The sequence below is a fragment of the Lysobacter fragariae genome (genome assembly GCF_054779775.1).
This window is the reverse complement of sequence record NZ_BAAGXP010000006.1, coordinates 628,645-643,926: the sequence shown is the minus strand read 5'-3', so window position 1 is coordinate 643,926 and position 15,282 is coordinate 628,645. Positions and strand designations below refer to the sequence as shown.

Sequence of the window (15,282 nt, the reverse complement as noted above, 5' to 3'; positions counted from 1 at the left end):
CGATGGCCAAGGCGCAGCGACCGGCGTACTGGTACGGAGAAGGGCAGCCGCCGTTCTTCACGCGCGTGCTGTCGGCCGTGTACACCGGTGTGACCGGGCTGCGTCGCAGTCTTTACGACAAAAATTGGCTGCGGCGACGCCATCCGGGCGTGCCCGTGGTGGTGGTGGGCAACATCAGCGTGGGCGGCACCGGCAAGACACCGATGACCATCGCGCTGGTGGAACGTCTTCGTGCCGAAGGCTGGAATCCCGGCGTTGCCAGCCGCGGCTATGGTCGCGACGATCCCGCGCTCGCCCTGTGGGCCGAAGCGGACAGCGATCCGATGAACGTCGGCGACGAGCCTGCCCTGATCGTCCGCCGCACTGGCGTGAAGCTGCGCATCGACCGTGATCGCTACGCCGCCGCGCGTGAGCTTGCGCAGACCGGTTGCGACATCGTGCTGTGCGACGACGGACTGCAGCACTACAGATTGGCACGCGACATCGAGATCGAGGTCATCGACGGTCGGCGTCGCTACGGCAACGCGCAGTTGATGCCTGCCGGGCCGCTGCGTGAGCCAGTGGAACGCGCGCAGCATTGTGACTTCCGGGTGGTCAACCTGGGCGGCATGACGCCGATGGGGGCCACCGCCGGCGCCGGATTCGGTGAATGGCCGATGCGGCTGCTTGCCGACCAGGCGACGCCGATCACCGGCGGTCGCGCGCGCAACCTGGCGTCGTTTGCCGGCCAGCGCGTGCATGCGGTCGCCGGCATCGGCGACCCGGAACGGTTCTTCGGCATGCTGCGCGGGCTCGGGATAGCCGTAGTGCCGCATGCCTTTTCCGACCACCATCGCTTCGAGGCCTCGGACTTCGAGTTCGGCAGCAAGCTGCCAGTGCTGATGACCGAAAAGGATGCGGTGAAATGCCAGGCCTTCGCCACCGATGACTTCCTCAGCGTGCCGGTTCGCGCCGAACTGCCCGAGGCCTTCTGGGTGGCGTTCCTGGACAAGCTTTCGCGCAAGTCGCAATAAGTCGCAACAGGTTTTCCGGACTGCTTTCCGCATCCCATTGGAGGGACGATGGTCGCGCTACTGGTAATTGCTGTTATTGCGGTAATCCTGCTTTCTGGCGTGCGCATCGCCCAGGAATACCAGCGCGGCGTCGTATTCCGGCTGGGACGCTACACGGGCCTGCGGGGGCCGGGTCTGTTCTGGATCATTCCCCTCAAGTTCGAACGGGCGGTCATTCTCGACACCCGCACCCGCACGGTGTCGGCCGAGCAGCAGGAAAGCATCACCCGCGACAGCGTCACCATTAAGGTCAATGCCGTGTTGTGGTACCGCATCGTCGACGCATCAAAGGCTGTCATCGCGGTCGAAGACGCGGAAATGGCGGTCTATCAACTGGCCTTGACCAGCCTGCGCAACATAATCGGTCAACACGACCTGGACGACGTCCTGCAGGATCGCAACACCATCAACGGGCTCCTGCGCGAAAACATCGCTGGCTCGACCGAGCCGTGGGGCGTGGAGGTCGAGCGCTTCGAAATGAAGGACGTCGAATTGCCGATCGCGATGCAGCAAGTCATGGCGATGCAGGCCGAGGCAATCCGCGAGAAGCGCGCACGCATCATCAAGGCCGAAGCGGAACTGGAAGCGTCGCGGATGCTGGGCGAAGCGGCGATCCAGATGGCCAACAATCCGGTGGCCGTGGAATTGCGGCGCATGCAGATGGTTGCCGAGGTCGGAGCCGAGAGCAACAGCACTACGGTGCTCATGATTCCGTCCGATTTCGTGTCGCTATCGAAGAATCTGAGCGAGTACATTCAAGAGCGGATCGGTGGCGGCGGTTCCAAGTCCTGACGATTCGCGGAGCACAGGCGATGACTGATTTCGTTGTGGCGATTCCCGCCCGCTACGCCGCATCGCGGCTACCAGGCAAGCCCTTGCGTCTGCTCGCCGGCGAGCCGCTGGTGCTGCACGTTGCGCGGCGCGCGCTGGCTGCTGGGGCGCGGGAGGTCTGGGTGGCCGCCGATGACACGCGCATCGCCGAGGCGTTGGAAGACTGTGGTGTCCGAATCGCAATGACCTCGCAGTCGCACAATTCCGGCACCGATCGACTGGCTGAATGTGCCCGTATCGCCGGCTGGAGCGACGACACAGTGGTGGTCAACCTGCAGGGCGACGAACCTTTCGCGCCGGTGCAGGGCATCCGCGCCGTGGCCGACCTGCTGCGTAAAAGCGGCGCGGAAATGGCGACATTGGCGGCGCCCATCGACGATGTCGACACATTGTTCGACCCCAATGCGGTGAAGCTCGTCCAGGCGGCGAATGGCGATGCGCTGTATTTCAGCCGCGCGCCGTTGCCGTGGCCGCGCGACGCCTTCGCCAGCGACCGCACGCAACTTCCGGCCGGCGACCATTGGCTGCGCCATATCGGCATCTATGCGTATCGCGCCGGATTCCTGCAGCGCTTCGCGGCGATGCCGCCGGGGCGGCTGGAGCAGGTCGAATCGCTGGAGCAGCTGCGCGTGCTCGAAGCGGGCTTCCGCATTGCCGTCGCCCGCACGCCCGCGCCGTTCCCGCCCGGCGTCGATACGCCCGAAGACCTTGACCGCGCGCAGCAGCGGATTGCGGACGGCGATGCCTGATTCCGGCCGCGAATCGATGCGCCTGGTGATCGTCTGCCTGGGCAACATCTGCCGCTCGCCGATGGCGGAAGGCATGCTGCGCGCGCGGATCGAAACCTCGCCGCTGGCAGGTCGCGTGGTGGTGGATTCGGCGGGCCTGGGCGAATGGCACCTCGGGCAGCCGCCGGACCGTCGTGCGATTGCCACTGCGGCGCGACATGGCGTGGAGATCTCCGGATTGCGCGCGCGACAGCTTGTTGCGACGGACTACACCTCGCAGGACTGGCTGCTGTGCGCCGATCACGCGGTACTGCGCGAGGTGCAACGCAATGCGTCGGCCAACGCGCATGCCCGGTCCGCACTGCTGCTGGAATGGTCGGGAATTGTCGGCGTCGAGGACGTGCCCGATCCCTACACAGGCGGGCCGGCGGAGTTCGAAGCGGTCTGGGAACTGCTCGATCGCGCCACGCAAGGCGTGATGAACCGGCTTCAGGAAGAACTGGCCGGGCACCGGCACGGATGAGCTGCCGCATAATCGCGTCATCCCTGCGACCGTGTTCCGCAGCAATCTGATGACTTCGAAATCCAGAGCGAAACCCGGTGTCCCTGTTGACGCGAAGCTTGCCGAAGCGAAGCCTGCTGTGGCTGCCACCGCAGAAGCCGGCCCCCCCGAAGCTGAGTCCGCCGAAAGCAAAGCCCACGGGCGCCACGCCGCAGAGCGGACACCCTTCGATGGCAAGGCTTTCGTCAAGGGTCTGAGCACCGCGCCCGGCGTGTACCGGATGATCGCCGCCGACGATGGCGTTCTCTACGTCGGCAAGGCCAGCGCGCTGAAGAACCGCGTCGCCAGTTACTTCAACGCCACGCCCAAGTCGGCGCGGATCATGACGATGCTGGCGCAGGTCGCTCGCATGGAAGTCACGGTCACCCGTACCGAAACCGAAGCGCTGCTGCTGGAAAACCAGCTGATCAAGTCGCTCAAGCCGCGCTACAACGTGCAACTGCGCGACGACAAGAGTTACCCCTACGTCCTGCTCACCAACGAGGATTGGCCGCGCATCGCCCTGCATCGCGGGCCACGTGCGATACCGGGACGCTACTTCGGGCCGTACGCCAGCGTGGTCGCCGTTCGCGAGACGCTCAACCTGATGCACAAGCTGTTCCGTCTGCGCAGCTGTGAGGACAGCGTGTTCCGCAACCGTTCGCGCCCCTGCCTGCAGCACCAGATCGGACGATGCAGCGCGCCGTGCGTGGGGCTGGTGTCGGCGGATGACTATGCCGAGAGCGTCCGACGCTCCGCGCTGTTCCTGGATGGCCGCAGCGACGAGCTCAGCGACGAGCTGGGCAACGCGATGGAAGCGGCGAGCGCGAAGCTGGCGTTCGAGGAAGCCGCACGCCTGCGCGACCTGATGCAGTCCATCCGCAGCCTGCAGGCCCGGCAGTACGTCGATGGCCGGGCGGCGGAGCTCGATGTGCTGGCCGTGGCGATGCAGGATGCCGCCGCGTGCGTGCTCCTGCTGTCCTTCCGCGACGGTCGCAACCTGGGAACGCGCGCCTTCTTTCCGAAGACCGGCGGCAGCACCGATCCAGGCGAAGTGCTGGCCGCGTTCGTATCCCAGTACTACGCCGAGCAGGCACCGCCGCGCGAGATCGTGCTGGATCGCGACATCCCCGACCGCGAGTTGATCGAGCAGGCGTTGTCGCTGACCGGCGACCGCAAGGTGCAGATCAGGACCAGCGTGCGCGGTGAGCGCGCCGGTTACGTCGATCTGGCCCAGCGCAACGCGCAGATGTCGCTGGCGACCGAACGTACCGGCCACGCCGCGCAGCACGCACGTGCGCAGGCGCTGAGCGAGCTGCTGAGGCTGCCTGCATTGCCGTCGCGCATCGAGTGCTTCGACATCAGTCACACGATGGGCGAGGCGACGGTGGCCTCGTGCGTGGTGTTCGACAGCGAGGGGCCCGTGCGCGGGCAATACCGTCGCTACAACATCGCCGGCATCGAGCCCGGCGACGACTACGCCGCCATGCACCAGGCGATTGAGCGCCGCTTCCGGCGCGCGGTGGAGGAGCAGGGCGTGATGCCCGACGTGCTGCTGATTGATGGCGGCGCGGGGCAGGTGGCGCAGGCACGCGCCGCCCTGGACGACCTGGGTGTCGAGGGTCTTGCCCTGGTCGGCGTCGCCAAGGGGCCGGCACGGCGTCCCGGCGACGAGGAACTGCTGCTGCCGGACGGTCGCGTGGTCCATCCGGGGGCCGAGTCGCCGGCGCTCCAGCTGGTCCAGCAGGTCCGTGACGAAGCGCACCGTTTTGCCATCACCGGCCATCGGGGCCGTCGCCAGAAAGCCCGCAGCACGAGTAGGCTCGAAGACATTCCCGGCATAGGACCCCGCCGCCGATCCGCACTGTTGCGGCATTTTGGCGGCCTGGGCGGGCTCAAGGCAGCGGGCGTGGAGGAGATCGCGCGCGTGGAAGGCGTCAATGCGGCGCTGGCCGAGCGCATTTATGCTTCCCTGCACGGCCTTGAGAACACCGAAGAATGAAGTTGACCGTCCCGACCCTCCTGACCCTGCTGCGGATCGTGCTGATCCCCGTGCTGGTGCTGGTCTTCTACCTTCCCGACAACAAGTGGACCAGCTTCTTCTCGGCGCTGGTCTTCGTGCTGGCTTCGGTCACCGATTGGCTGGACGGCTGGATCGCCCGGCGTTTCAACCAGGCCTCCGCGTTTGGTGCGTTCCTCGACCCCGTCGCCGACAAGTTGATGGTGGCCGTGGCCCTGCTCCTGATCGTGCAGAAGCACCCGACGCCGTGGATGGCACTGTGGGCGGCGGTGATCATCGGCCGCGAGATCGCGGTGTCCGCGCTGCGTGAATGGATGGCGCAACTGGGCCAGCGGGCGAAGGTGAAGGTCGCCGCGATCGGCAAGATCAAGACCATCGTGCAGATGGTGGCTTTGACGATCCTGCTCTATTTCGTGCCAGACAAGTTGGGCGACAAGCCCAGCATTCCCTTCGTCATCGGTGATTGGATGCTGGCTGTGGCTGCGTTGCTGACCCTCTGGTCGGGTCTCGCCTATCTGCATGCCGCCTGGCCCGCCCTGCGTGAGGACGCGCGCGATCCCTGAAAACTTTCCATCGGCCGACCCGGATGCAGAAAGATTTTGCATTCAGGTGTTGACACTGCCGTTTGTATGCCTAAAATGACGGCTCTTCCGCGGGAATAGCTCAGTTGGTAGAGCACGACCTTGCCAAGGTCGGGGTCGCGAGTTCGAGTCTCGTTTCCCGCTCCAGTTTCATACGAAGCCCCGTTCGCGGGGCTTCGTTTTTTTCGGTCCTCGATGCCGGGAATTCACAGGACAGTGGCTGTCGCCGCTGTTTGAGAAACAGTCCCGGTGTGACAGAATCGACGCGTCATCCGGCCGGGTGGCAGAGTGGTTATGCAGCGGACTGCAAATCCGCGTACGCCGGTTCAATTCCGACCTCGGCCTCCATGTTGTAAAAGAAAAGCCCGGCACTGCCGGGCTTTTTTCTTGCGGCTAGGGCCTGTTAACGCTATTGGGATAGGCCGCGTTGCTCCTCAGGGGCCGCCAGGTGGTGTTGCGTGCCGCAGCGGCTTGCTGGTTGCAAGCTCAAGGCGCGCGGTGCCGCATGGCGGCCCCTGAGGAGCAACCCGAAGGGCCGGGTGTGGAGGCGTGCGATGCGGCGTCATCGCTCGGTTGCGTATCGACATACGCGCCCTCGCTCTTCCTTGCCTCGCACGCCTCCACGCCCGGCGCGGCCTATCCCAATAGCGTTAACAGGCCCTAAGCTAAGCCCCCACGCCTGGGTGGCGAAACCGGTATACGCAGCGGACTTAAAATCCGCCGGGGGCAACCCCATGCGGGTTCGAGTCCCGCCCCAGGCACCAACGTCCGCCATCCCAGTCCAGCTGTCTGGCAGCTTTTTTTCCCGCTGCCGTCGCGACAAGCCACTTAGGGCGATGGGCGTGCGAACAGCGCGTTGAGGTCCGGGTAGGGCATCGCGTTCGCACTCAGCGGAGCCGACAGTCCGTCCTGAAGGAACCCGCGAGCCAGGTCGGCTATGCGTTGGTAGGCCGATTCGGCCAGGTCGGCGCCTGCGCTCAGGCGACGCACGCCCCAACGCTGCAGTTCCTGCGCATCGGGAAGCGCCGCGCGTGCCAGCAGGTTCAATGGCAGCCCCGCGCCGGCGACGATCTCAATGACGGCCGCCTGCGCACTCGCACCAGGGACGAACAATCCGTCCGCGCCGGCTTCGCGATAGGCACGCGCGCGACGCAGGGTTTCGTCGACGCGTTCCTCCGCCGCTACGAGCGCCTGCAGGTACACGTCCGTGCGCGCGTTGATGAACACGTCCACGCTTTCATGCGCGCAGGCGCGACGGATGGCGTCGATCTTCGCGCACAGCAGCTCTGGGGGTTTCCTGCCGTCTTCCAGGTTGATTCCGCACACGCCCATTCCTGCGAGCCGAGTCACCAGGCCGGCGACGATCTGCGGGTCATCGGAATAGCCGCCTTCGATGTCGATGGTGAGCGGTACGCGAATGGCGTTGATGATCGCCGATACGGTTTCCATCAGTCGTGGCACGGGCAATTGGTCGCCGTCCGCGTAACCGTTTGCCCAAGCGACGCCGGCGCTGGTGGTGGCGATGGCTTTCGCGCCAAGGCTTTCTACCAGCCGTGCAGTGCCGGCGTCCCAGGCGTTGGGCAGCAGCAGGATGCCTTCGTCATGCAGTTGGCGGAATGAGGTCGTGGCGGGAAGCGGGGGCATGTCCTTCTCCTTCGTTGGATTCGCTTGTTCCGATGCTGCCACGCCTCGACAGGCTCGTCTTGCCATTTCCGTGCGCTTATCCCTTCATGTGCGGAACGGTCTGTGCGGCAATTTCCATGGCACGGGTTCTAGAATGGCCGGACACCGTGGCCGGCCTGCCGGAAGGAAGAGGAATGCGGGATCTTCGTGACGTGCGTATTGCCGTGGTTGGCCTGGGCTACGTGGGCCTGCCGCTGGCGGTGGAGTTCGGCAAGTATTACAACACCATCGGCCATGACGTCGATCCGGCGCGCATCGCCAGTCTGCGCAGCGGCAAGGATCGCAACCACGAATCCACGGCGCAGGAGATCGCGCAGGCATCGCGCCTGCAATTCACCGATTCGCTCGATGATGCGCGCGAATGCAACGTGTACGTCGTCACCGTGCCCACTCCGGTGGACGAACACAAACGCCCGGACTTCTCCCCGCTGATCCGTGCCAGTGGCGCCATCGGTCGGGTGCTGTCGCGTGGCGACACGGTGGTCTACGAGTCCACCGTCTATCCCGGAGCCACCGAAGAGATCTGCGTGCCGGAACTCGAGCGCACGTCCGGCCTGCGCTTCAACGTCGACTTCTTCGTCGGCTACAGTCCGGAGCGCATCAACCCTGGTGATCGCCAGCGTCGCCTGGTGGACATCCCCAAGGTGACGTCCGGCTCCACGCCGGAAGCGGCGGACTTCGTTGATGCGCTCTACCGCAGCATCATCACCGCGGGCACGCACAAGGCGGCGAGTCTCAAGGTGGCCGAAGCCGCGAAGGTGATCGAGAACACGCAGCGCGACGCCAACATCGCGCTGGTCAACGAGTTCGCGCTGATCTGCCAGCGGATCGGCATCGACACGACCCAGGTGCTGGAAGCCGCCGGCACCAAATGGAATTTCCTGCCGTTCCGGCCCGGTCTGGTGGGCGGCCACTGCATTGGCGTGGATCCGTACTACCTGATCCAGAAAGCGCAGGCGGCGGGTTACTACCCGGACGTGCTGCTGGCGTGCCGTCGCATCAACGACGCCATGGGCGAACACGTCGCCAGCGAAGTGATCAAACTGATGATCCAGCGCGATATCGCCGTCGCCGGTTCGCGCATCCTGATCCTGGGCCTGGCATTCAAGGAGAACTGCCCGGACCTGCGCAACACGCGCGTGGTCGAACTGGTGGAGCGGTTCCGCGAATACCGCGCGCAGGTCGATGTCCACGATCCCTGGGTCGATCGCGATGCCGCGATGGGCGAATACGGCATCGACCTGCTTGCCGGCGAACCGCGGGCTGGCGCCTACGACGCCATCGTGCTGGCGGTCGCGCATGACCAGTTCCGCGAACTTGGTGCGCCGGGCGTCCGTCGCTTTGGTCGGGAAGGAGCGTTGCTGTACGACATCAAGAGCGTGTTCCCGCTCGAAGCGGTCGATGCGCGGCTGTAGGGCGTACCAGTTCGTGGCACGACTTCTCGCTGATGGTTTCAACCCGGTGCCGGCGTTCCGGCACTGCAAGGAGATGCGATGCGTTACTTCGCCTATGCCGCCGCACTGATCCTGACGCTCGTGTCGTCGATCTGGGCGTGGTTCCACCCCGGTGGGCTCTGGGTCGCGGTGTTTTTCGCGGCGCTGGCAGCGCTGGGTACGTGGGACCTGCTGCAGACGCGCAGCACGCTGCGTCGCAACTATCCGTTGCTCGCGCATTTCCGTTATGGACTTGAATCCATCGGCCCGGAGATGCGCCAGTATTTCATCGAGGCGGACACCGCCGAGGTGCCGTTCTCGCGCCAGCAACGCGCACTGGTGTACCAGCGCTCCAAATCGGTGAACGACACGCGACCCTTCGGTACGCAGCAGGACGTGTACGGCGTCGACTACGAATGGCTCAATCATTCGCTTGCGCCGACGCACGTGGCCTCGTCGGACTTCCGCATCACCATCGGCGCGGGCAGCGCGCAGCCGTATTCGGCCAGCGTGTTCAACATCTCGGCGATGAGCTTCGGGTCGCTTTCGGCGAATGCCATCCGCGCACTGAACAAGGGTGCGAAGCTCGGCGGCTTCTACCACGACACGGGCGAAGGCTCGATCTCGCCGTATCACCGCGAGAACGGCGGCGACCTGACGTGGGAAATCGGCTCGGGGTATTTCGGCTGCCGTACCGATGACGGCCACTTCGACCTGGAACGGTTCACCGCGAACGCGCGCGATCCGCAGGTGAAGATGATCGAGATCAAGCTGTCACAGGGTGCCAAGCCGGGGCATGGGGGCGTGTTACCGGCGGCGAAGGTCAGCGCGGAGATTTCGGCCACGCGTGGCGTGCCAATGGGGGCCGACTGCGTGTCGCCTTCGCGGCATTCCGCGTTCGATTCGCCGGTGGGGCTGCTCAAGTTCGTTGCGACCCTGCGCGAAGCCAGTGGCGGCAAGCCGACCGGGTTCAAGCTCGCCATCGGCCACCCGTGGGAGTGGTTTGGCATCGCCAAGGCCATGCACGAAACCGGGCTGCTGCCGGACTTCATCGTGGTGGATGGCGCCGAAGGCGGCACCGGCGCGGCACCGGCGGAATTCATCGATCACGTTGGCGTGCCGATGCACGAGGCGTTGATGCTGGTGCACAACACGCTGGTCGGTCTGGACTTGCGCGATCGCATCCGCATCGGTGCGGCGGGGCGCATCACCAGCGCCTTCGACATCGCCCGCACGATGGCGATGGGGGCGGACTGGTGCAATGCGGCGCGTGGCTTCATGTTCGCCCTGGGCTGCATCCAATCGCAGAGCTGTCACACGGACAAATGCCCGACGGGTGTCGCCACGCAGGATCCCTCGCGCTGGAAGACGCTCGACGTGCCCGACAAGGCGACACGTGTGTTCCATTTCCACCAGAACACGCTCAAGGCCTTGCGTGACCTGCTGTGTGCGTCGGGGCTGGAGCATCCGGGGCAACTGGGGCCCGAGCACATCCTGCGCCGCGTCTCACCCGTCGAGGTGCGATCGCTTGCGGCGCTGTATCGATTCCTCGAGCCGGGCGAGCTGTTGTCCGGCGTGACCGACCACGCGGTGTTCAAGTCGTTCTGGGCTGAAGCTCGCAGCGATTCGTTCACGCCGCCGGAAAAAGTACGCCGGGTGCGCGACAGCAAGTCCTGGTAGTTCCGTGGCGCGGGTGGCGCGATTTCAATTCGCGCGATGTCGGTTCAGGCGGGCGGGTAACCCGCCTGTGAAGGTGGCGAACCATGCCGTTGGCGCGGTTGGCGCCGGCGCGCCGCTCAGATCAGGTCGAGGACCGTCTCCGGCGGCCGCCCAATCACGGCGCGACCGCCGTGCACGAACACCGGACGCTCGATCAGGCGCGAGTGGGTAGTCATGGCAGCGATCAGCGCGTCGTCGTCCAGTGCCGGGTTGTCCAGCCCCAGCGCTTCGTATTCCTCTTCGCCGGTTCGGAGCAGCGCACGGACCGGCAAGGCCAGCAGACGCAGCAGTTCGCGGACCTCTTCAGGGGACGGGGGCGTCTCCAGGTAGGCGATCACCTGCGGCTGGATGCTGCGTTCATTCAGCAACGCCAGTGCGCCCCGGGATTTCGAGCACCGTGGGTTGTGGAACAGGCAGGTGGCGGGGAGATGGGACGCTGGCATGGTTGGGTGATCCCCCATTTCTGGCAGTCGCAATGTGCGGGGTCAAACAAAAAAGCCGGCTTTCGCCGGCTTTTCCGAGACCTGGTGGGCGGTGCAGGGTTCGAACCTGCGACCCTTGCCGTGTGAAGGCAATGCTCTACCGCTGAGCTAACCGCCCCGATTCAGGGGGCTTCCACATCCGCGGAAGCTGGCCGCGCAGTTTAATGGGTGCGCCGACCACGATCAAGCCTCGCCATCGTCGACGCCCTGCGCGGCCCGGTAGTCTATTCGAGCTGCTCCTTCGCGTAGGCCGCATCCAGGGCTTCCATCGCGTCGACCGGCTTGATCTTCGCGGCCTTCTCGTAGGCGGCGGCCGCGGCATCTTCCTTTTTCTCGCCGTAGAGCAGCATCAGCACGTTGCCGCTCTCGACGTGCGCGATGGGCGAGTTCGGGGTCAGCTTGAGGGCTTCCTTGATGTGCTTCTCTGCTTCCGCCGGCTTGGCGCCGTAGGTGAGGCCGCCAATCATCGCGCCGATCTTGTTGACGATTTCGGCGTGGTAGACGGCCATCGCGGTGTGCGCTTCGGCGTGCTTGGGGGCGAGTTCCAACGTGGTGTCCAGCGCGGTGCGGACGCGGGTAGCGATGCCTTCCTTCAGCGCCTTCACGATCGACAGGCCCTGGCTGTAGCGGCCCAATGCGAACGCGAGGCGGTAGTGGGTGTTGGCTTCCTCTGGCAGTGTCTTGACGGCGGCTTCGGCGAGATTGGCCGCCTGCTCGAAGCGCTTGAGCTTCTCAGCGTCGTTGTCGACGAGGTAGGTGGCGTGGATGCCGAGCGCCTTTACAGCGACCGAAGCGCCGACCGGACCGAGCTTCTCGCCGGCGTCGAAGGCGGCCTTGAAGTCGCCACGATGGAACGCGCGCCAGGCGTCCTGCAGCGCGTCGGCGAGCGCGTCGGCATCGAGCTTGGGAGCCGCCTTGCCGGCAGCCTTGAGCAGCGCGGCGGCGCGCTTGGCATCCGGGAAGGGTTCGCAATCGCCGGTGTGCAGCTGCGGCCAGGCTTTCTTCAGTGCATCGCCTGTGTAGGCGAAAGCCTTGGCGTCGTGTGGAAATGCAGCCCAGCTGGATTTGGCCATGTCCGGAACTCCGTAGGCAGGTCTGGACCCGCCGCGTTTGGGTGGAACCGATGGCGAACCGAGGCCCGCCTGCGTCAGTCGATGTATGCCCGCGTCAGGTTGTTCAGGTGCAGCCGCTCGGCGTCGCGCAGGAACGGTGCCATCAGCATCATCACCTGCACGATGCCGGCGCGGATGGCCTCGTGCTCGTCCTTGTCGCCACGCGCGGAAGCATAGTTGAGCCAGAACGTGGCGATCACCAGGACGTTGGTCGCGACGGCAGCGAGTTCGGCGCCGGACGCGCGCATCACGCCTGCCTGCGAGAGCCCGCGCATGACCGCGTGGGCCTGCTCGTCGGCGCGCTTGAGGATGCGTGCGAAGCGCAGGCGAAGGCGGCGGTTGCGGCTGAGGATCTCCACCAGGTCGCGGTAGAGGAAGCGGTAGTCCCAGATCGCCTCGAACACCAGGTGCAGCTGCAGCCAGATGTCCTCGAGGCCGGGCAGGCGACCTTCGGGCGCGGCGAGCGCGGCGTCCATGCGCTCCTCGAAGCGCGAGAACAGCTGCTCGATGATGTCGTCCTTGTTGCGGAAGTGGTAATACAGGTTGCCCGGGCTGATCTCCAGCTCGTCGGCGATATGGTTGGTGGTGACGTTGGGCTCGCCCTGCGTGTTGAACATCACCAGGCTGGCATCGAGGATGCGCTGGCGGGTCTGGCGGGCCATGGGCGGGCGGGAAGGTGGCTTGCGGTCAGCCGCGCAGCTTCTTCACCAGGTCCACGTACTTCTTCATCGCGTCTTCCTGTCCGGTGCCCTTGAGCTTGGCCCAGGCTTCGTACTTGGCGGTGCCGACGAAATCGAAGAAGCCCGGCTTCGGGCCGGACACGTCACCTTCGGCACCTTGCTTGAACAGCGCATACAGGCGCAGCAGCGTGTCGTTGTCCGGGCGCTCGGACAGCGAATGGACGTCCTTGGCTGCTTGTTCGAACTGGGCTTTCAGGTCGGCCATGGCGGGTGTTCCGTGCAGGTGATGCGGCATAACAGCATGGGCGTCTGACAGGGTCAATACGTAGGGGAATTGTCGGCCGTCGCGGCCTCTGGCAACGTAGCGACCAGATCGACGGCCTATGACAGGCCGGCGCGCCACGCAGTCCAAATCTGGAGAGCAGCATGAGCTACTTCGTTACTGGCGCCACCGGATTCATCGGCCGCTACCTGGTCAGCAGGCTGCTCGAGCGAAAGGGCACGGTCCACGTGCTGGTGCGCAAGGACTCGCAGAAGAAATTCGACGCCATCGCTTCGAGGATGGGCTGGGACATGAAGCGTGTCGTCGTCGTCAATGGCGACATGACCGGCGCGAAGTGCGGGGTGACGGCGGCGCAGGCCAGGGCGCTCACCGGCAAGGTGAAACATTTCTTCCACCTGGCGGCCATCTACGACGTCACCGTTGCGGCGGCGGCGCAGCGCCAGGCGAATGTCGAAGGCACGCAGAACGCGCTGGACCTGGCGGCCGCGATCGGTGCCGGCTGCTTCCACCACACCAGTTCGATTGCTGCTGCGGGGCTGTATCCAGGCGTGTTCCGCGAGGACATGTTCGACGAGGCCGAAGGCCTGGATGATCCCTACCTGGCGACGAAGCACGAATCCGAGGGCCTGGTCCGCAAGGAGAAGCGCATCAAGTGGCGCATCTACCGGCCGGGCATGGTGGTGGGCCATTCGCAGACGGGCGAGATCGACAAGATCGACGGCCCGTACTACTTCTTCACCCTGATCAAGAAACTGCGCGAGATGCTGCCGCAGTGGATGCCGACGCTGGGCATCGAAGGCGGGCGCATCAACATCGTGCCGGTCGACTACGTGGTGGACGCGATGGACCACATCGCGCACAAGCCCAAGCTGGACGGTCATTGCTTCCACCTGACCGACCCCGAGCCCATGCGCGTGGGCGAAGTGCTCAACACCTTCTGCCGCGCCGGCCACGCGCCTGAGATGACCATGCGCATCGACGCGCGCATGTTCGCCTTCGTGCCCAGCGGCATCCGTGCGGCCGTCGGCAACCTGCCGCCGGTGAAGCGTTTCGTCGGGATGCTGCTGCGCGACTTCAAGATTCCGAAGGAAACCCTGAAGTTCATCACCTATCCGACGCGCTTCGACAACCGCGAAGCCGAGCGTGCGCTGCGCGGCAGCGGCATCAAGGTGCCGGCGCTCGACAGCTACGCGTGGCGGCTGTGGGATTACTGGGAACGCCACCTCGACCCGGACCTGTTCGTCGACCGTTCGCTCAAGGGCAAGGTCAAGGGCAAGGTTGTCGTCATCACCGGTGGTTCTTCCGGCATCGGCCTGTCCACGGCGCAGCGCGTGGCCGAGGCGGGTGCGATCACCGTCATCGTGGCGCGTGGCGAAGAGGAACTGTTCAAGGCGCGCGACGAGATGAAGAAGGCGGGCGGCAAGGTCTTCGCCTACACCGCCGACCTGTCCGACATGGCCGATTGCGACCGGCTGGTGGCGACGGTGATCAAGGACCATGGCCACGTGGACGTGCTGATCAACAACGCCGGTCGGTCGATCCGCCGTTCGATCGAACTCAGCTACGACCGCTTCCACGATTTCGAGCGGACGATGCAGCTGAATTATTTCGGCAGCCTGCGCCTGATCATGGGCTTCATGCCGACGATGACGCATCGTCGCAAGGGCCACATCATCAACATCTCCTCGATCGGCGTGCTGGCCAATTCGCCGCGCTTCTCCGCCTACGTGGCGTCGAAGGCGGCGCTGGATGCGTTCAGCCGCTGCGCGCAGGGCGAGCTGTCGGGCAAGGGAATCTCCTTCACCACGATCAACATGCCGCTGGTGAAGACGCCGATGATCGCGCCGACCAAGATGTACGACAGCGTGCCGACGCTGACGCCGGACGAAGCGGCGGACCTGGTGGTGAAGGGGATTATCGAACGCCCGAGCCGGATCGCGACGCGTCTGGGTATCTTCAGTGCGATGTTGAATGCGGTCGCGCCGAAGGCCTACGAGGTGGTGATGAGCACGGCGTTCGAGCTGTTCCCGGACTCGGCCGCGGCCAAGGGCGACCGGGCGGCCCTGAAGGGCGAAGCGGCCCCGAGCAACGAGCAGATCGCCTTCGCGGCGCTGATGCGCGGCGTGCACTGGTGAAC

General features: G+C 65.3%; 14 protein-coding genes and 4 tRNA genes. 12 read left to right on the top strand and 6 right to left on the bottom strand.

The window, feature by feature from the left end:
• The first annotated feature begins 2 nt into the window (after positions 1-2).
• From lpxK to ACYVD7_RS08830, 9 genes are all read left to right on the top strand, one after another.
• Entirely contained in the window at positions 3-1,013 is a 1,011-nt protein-coding gene (gene lpxK, locus ACYVD7_RS08870; RefSeq protein WP_460761773.1) for a tetraacyldisaccharide 4'-kinase, read from the top strand.
• A gap of 48 nt (positions 1,014-1,061) precedes the next feature.
• On the top strand, positions 1,062-1,844 hold the full coding sequence (locus tag ACYVD7_RS08865; protein ID WP_460761770.1) for an SPFH domain-containing protein: 783 nt from the start codon (positions 1,062-1,064) through the stop codon (positions 1,842-1,844).
• A gap of 20 nt (positions 1,845-1,864) precedes the next feature.
• Complete coding sequence (gene kdsB / locus ACYVD7_RS08860) at positions 1,865-2,632, top strand: 3-deoxy-manno-octulosonate cytidylyltransferase (RefSeq protein ID WP_460761767.1); 768 nt, start codon at positions 1,865-1,867, stop codon at positions 2,630-2,632.
• A 16-nt stretch (positions 2,633-2,648) separates the two neighbouring features.
• Complete coding sequence (locus tag ACYVD7_RS08855) at positions 2,649-3,134, top strand: low molecular weight protein-tyrosine-phosphatase (RefSeq protein WP_460761895.1); 486 nt, start codon at positions 2,649-2,651, stop codon at positions 3,132-3,134.
• A gap of 232 nt (positions 3,135-3,366) precedes the next feature.
• Positions 3,367-5,154 carry an excinuclease ABC subunit UvrC gene (gene uvrC, locus ACYVD7_RS08850; RefSeq protein WP_460761893.1) on the top strand — a complete coding sequence of 596 codons (1,788 nt, stop codon included), beginning with the start codon at positions 3,367-3,369 and terminating at the stop codon, positions 5,152-5,154.
• Entirely contained in the window at positions 5,151-5,735 is a 585-nt protein-coding gene (gene pgsA / locus ACYVD7_RS08845; protein WP_460761764.1) for a CDP-diacylglycerol--glycerol-3-phosphate 3-phosphatidyltransferase, read from the top strand. The genes uvrC and pgsA overlap by 4 nt, the downstream gene beginning before the upstream one ends.
• A gap of 89 nt (positions 5,736-5,824) precedes the next feature.
• Positions 5,825-5,900, top strand: a tRNA-Gly gene (locus tag ACYVD7_RS08840).
• Between the two features lie 127 nt (positions 5,901-6,027).
• Positions 6,028-6,101 (top strand) — tRNA-Cys (locus ACYVD7_RS08835).
• 329 nt (positions 6,102-6,430) lie between these two features.
• A tRNA-Leu gene (locus ACYVD7_RS08830) sits at positions 6,431-6,517 on the top strand.
• Between the two features lie 64 nt (positions 6,518-6,581).
• Here ACYVD7_RS08830 and ACYVD7_RS08825 read toward each other — a convergent pair.
• Positions 6,582-7,397 (bottom strand): isocitrate lyase/PEP mutase family protein, encoded by an 816-nt coding sequence (locus tag ACYVD7_RS08825; RefSeq protein ID WP_460761761.1) that lies wholly within the window; start codon positions 7,395-7,397, stop codon positions 6,582-6,584.
• Between the two features lie 173 nt (positions 7,398-7,570).
• Between ACYVD7_RS08825 and ACYVD7_RS08820 the strand changes: the two genes are divergently transcribed.
• Together ACYVD7_RS08820 and ACYVD7_RS08815 are read left to right on the top strand one after the other, a co-directional pair.
• Positions 7,571-8,851, top strand: a complete 1,281-nt coding sequence (locus ACYVD7_RS08820) for a nucleotide sugar dehydrogenase (protein ID WP_460761758.1) — start codon at positions 7,571-7,573, stop codon at positions 8,849-8,851.
• A gap of 78 nt (positions 8,852-8,929) precedes the next feature.
• The gene (locus ACYVD7_RS08815) at positions 8,930-10,549 is read left to right on the top strand and encodes an FMN-binding glutamate synthase family protein (RefSeq protein ID WP_460761756.1); all 1,620 of its coding nucleotides are present in this window, start codon (positions 8,930-8,932) and stop codon (positions 10,547-10,549) included.
• Between the two features lie 116 nt (positions 10,550-10,665).
• Here the strand turns inward: ACYVD7_RS08815 and arsC are convergent, their stop codons facing one another.
• From arsC to ACYVD7_RS08790, 5 genes are all read right to left on the bottom strand, one after another.
• Positions 10,666-11,031 carry an arsenate reductase (glutaredoxin) gene (gene arsC, locus ACYVD7_RS08810; protein ID WP_460761753.1) on the bottom strand — a complete coding sequence of 122 codons (366 nt, stop codon included), beginning with the start codon at positions 11,029-11,031 and terminating at the stop codon, positions 10,666-10,668.
• Positions 11,032-11,113: 82 nt separating this feature from the next.
• A tRNA-Val gene (locus ACYVD7_RS08805) sits at positions 11,114-11,188 on the bottom strand.
• Positions 11,189-11,294: 106 nt separating this feature from the next.
• Positions 11,295-12,143 (bottom strand): hypothetical protein, encoded by an 849-nt coding sequence (locus tag ACYVD7_RS08800; RefSeq protein WP_460761751.1) that lies wholly within the window; start codon positions 12,141-12,143, stop codon positions 11,295-11,297.
• A gap of 74 nt (positions 12,144-12,217) precedes the next feature.
• Positions 12,218-12,844: a TetR/AcrR family transcriptional regulator gene (locus tag ACYVD7_RS08795; protein ID WP_460761749.1), complete on the bottom strand. Its 627-nt coding sequence runs from the start codon at positions 12,842-12,844 to the stop codon at positions 12,218-12,220.
• Positions 12,845-12,869: 25 nt separating this feature from the next.
• A complete protein-coding gene (locus tag ACYVD7_RS08790; protein WP_460761746.1) occupies positions 12,870-13,127 on the bottom strand; it encodes an acyl-CoA-binding protein in 258 nt (85 codons plus the stop codon).
• Positions 13,128-13,288: 161 nt separating this feature from the next.
• On the opposite strand from ACYVD7_RS08790, the gene ACYVD7_RS08785 reads away from it, so the two are divergent.
• A complete protein-coding gene (locus tag ACYVD7_RS08785) occupies positions 13,289-15,280 on the top strand; it encodes an SDR family oxidoreductase (protein ID WP_460761744.1) in 1,992 nt (663 codons plus the stop codon).
• The last annotated feature ends 2 nt before the right edge of the window (positions 15,281-15,282 follow it).

Bases quoted from the DNA above. Each gene is read 5' to 3' on its own strand.
- lpxK (WP_460761773.1), top strand. From the start codon at position 3: ATGGCCAAGGCGCAGCGACCGGCGTACTGGTACGGAGAAGGGCAGCCG.
- ACYVD7_RS08865 (WP_460761770.1), top strand. From the start codon at position 1,062: ATGGTCGCGCTACTGGTAATTGCTGTTATTGCGGTAATCCTGCTTTCT.
- kdsB (WP_460761767.1), top strand. From the start codon at position 1,865: ATGACTGATTTCGTTGTGGCGATTCCCGCCCGCTACGCCGCATCGCGG.
- ACYVD7_RS08855 (WP_460761895.1), top strand. From the start codon at position 2,649: ATGCGCCTGGTGATCGTCTGCCTGGGCAACATCTGCCGCTCGCCGATG.
- pgsA (WP_460761764.1), top strand. From the start codon at position 5,151: ATGAAGTTGACCGTCCCGACCCTCCTGACCCTGCTGCGGATCGTGCTG.
- ACYVD7_RS08825 (WP_460761761.1), bottom strand. From the start codon at position 7,397: ATGCCCCCGCTTCCCGCCACGACCTCATTCCGCCAACTGCATGACGAA.
- ACYVD7_RS08820 (WP_460761758.1), top strand. From the start codon at position 7,571: ATGCGGGATCTTCGTGACGTGCGTATTGCCGTGGTTGGCCTGGGCTAC.
- ACYVD7_RS08815 (WP_460761756.1), top strand. From the start codon at position 8,930: ATGCGTTACTTCGCCTATGCCGCCGCACTGATCCTGACGCTCGTGTCG.
- arsC (WP_460761753.1), bottom strand. From the start codon at position 11,031: ATGCCAGCGTCCCATCTCCCCGCCACCTGCCTGTTCCACAACCCACGG.
- ACYVD7_RS08800 (WP_460761751.1), bottom strand. From the start codon at position 12,143: ATGGCCAAATCCAGCTGGGCTGCATTTCCACACGACGCCAAGGCTTTC.
- ACYVD7_RS08795 (WP_460761749.1), bottom strand. From the start codon at position 12,844: ATGGCCCGCCAGACCCGCCAGCGCATCCTCGATGCCAGCCTGGTGATG.
- ACYVD7_RS08790 (WP_460761746.1), bottom strand. From the start codon at position 13,127: ATGGCCGACCTGAAAGCCCAGTTCGAACAAGCAGCCAAGGACGTCCAT.
- ACYVD7_RS08785 (WP_460761744.1), top strand. From the start codon at position 13,289: ATGAGCTACTTCGTTACTGGCGCCACCGGATTCATCGGCCGCTACCTG.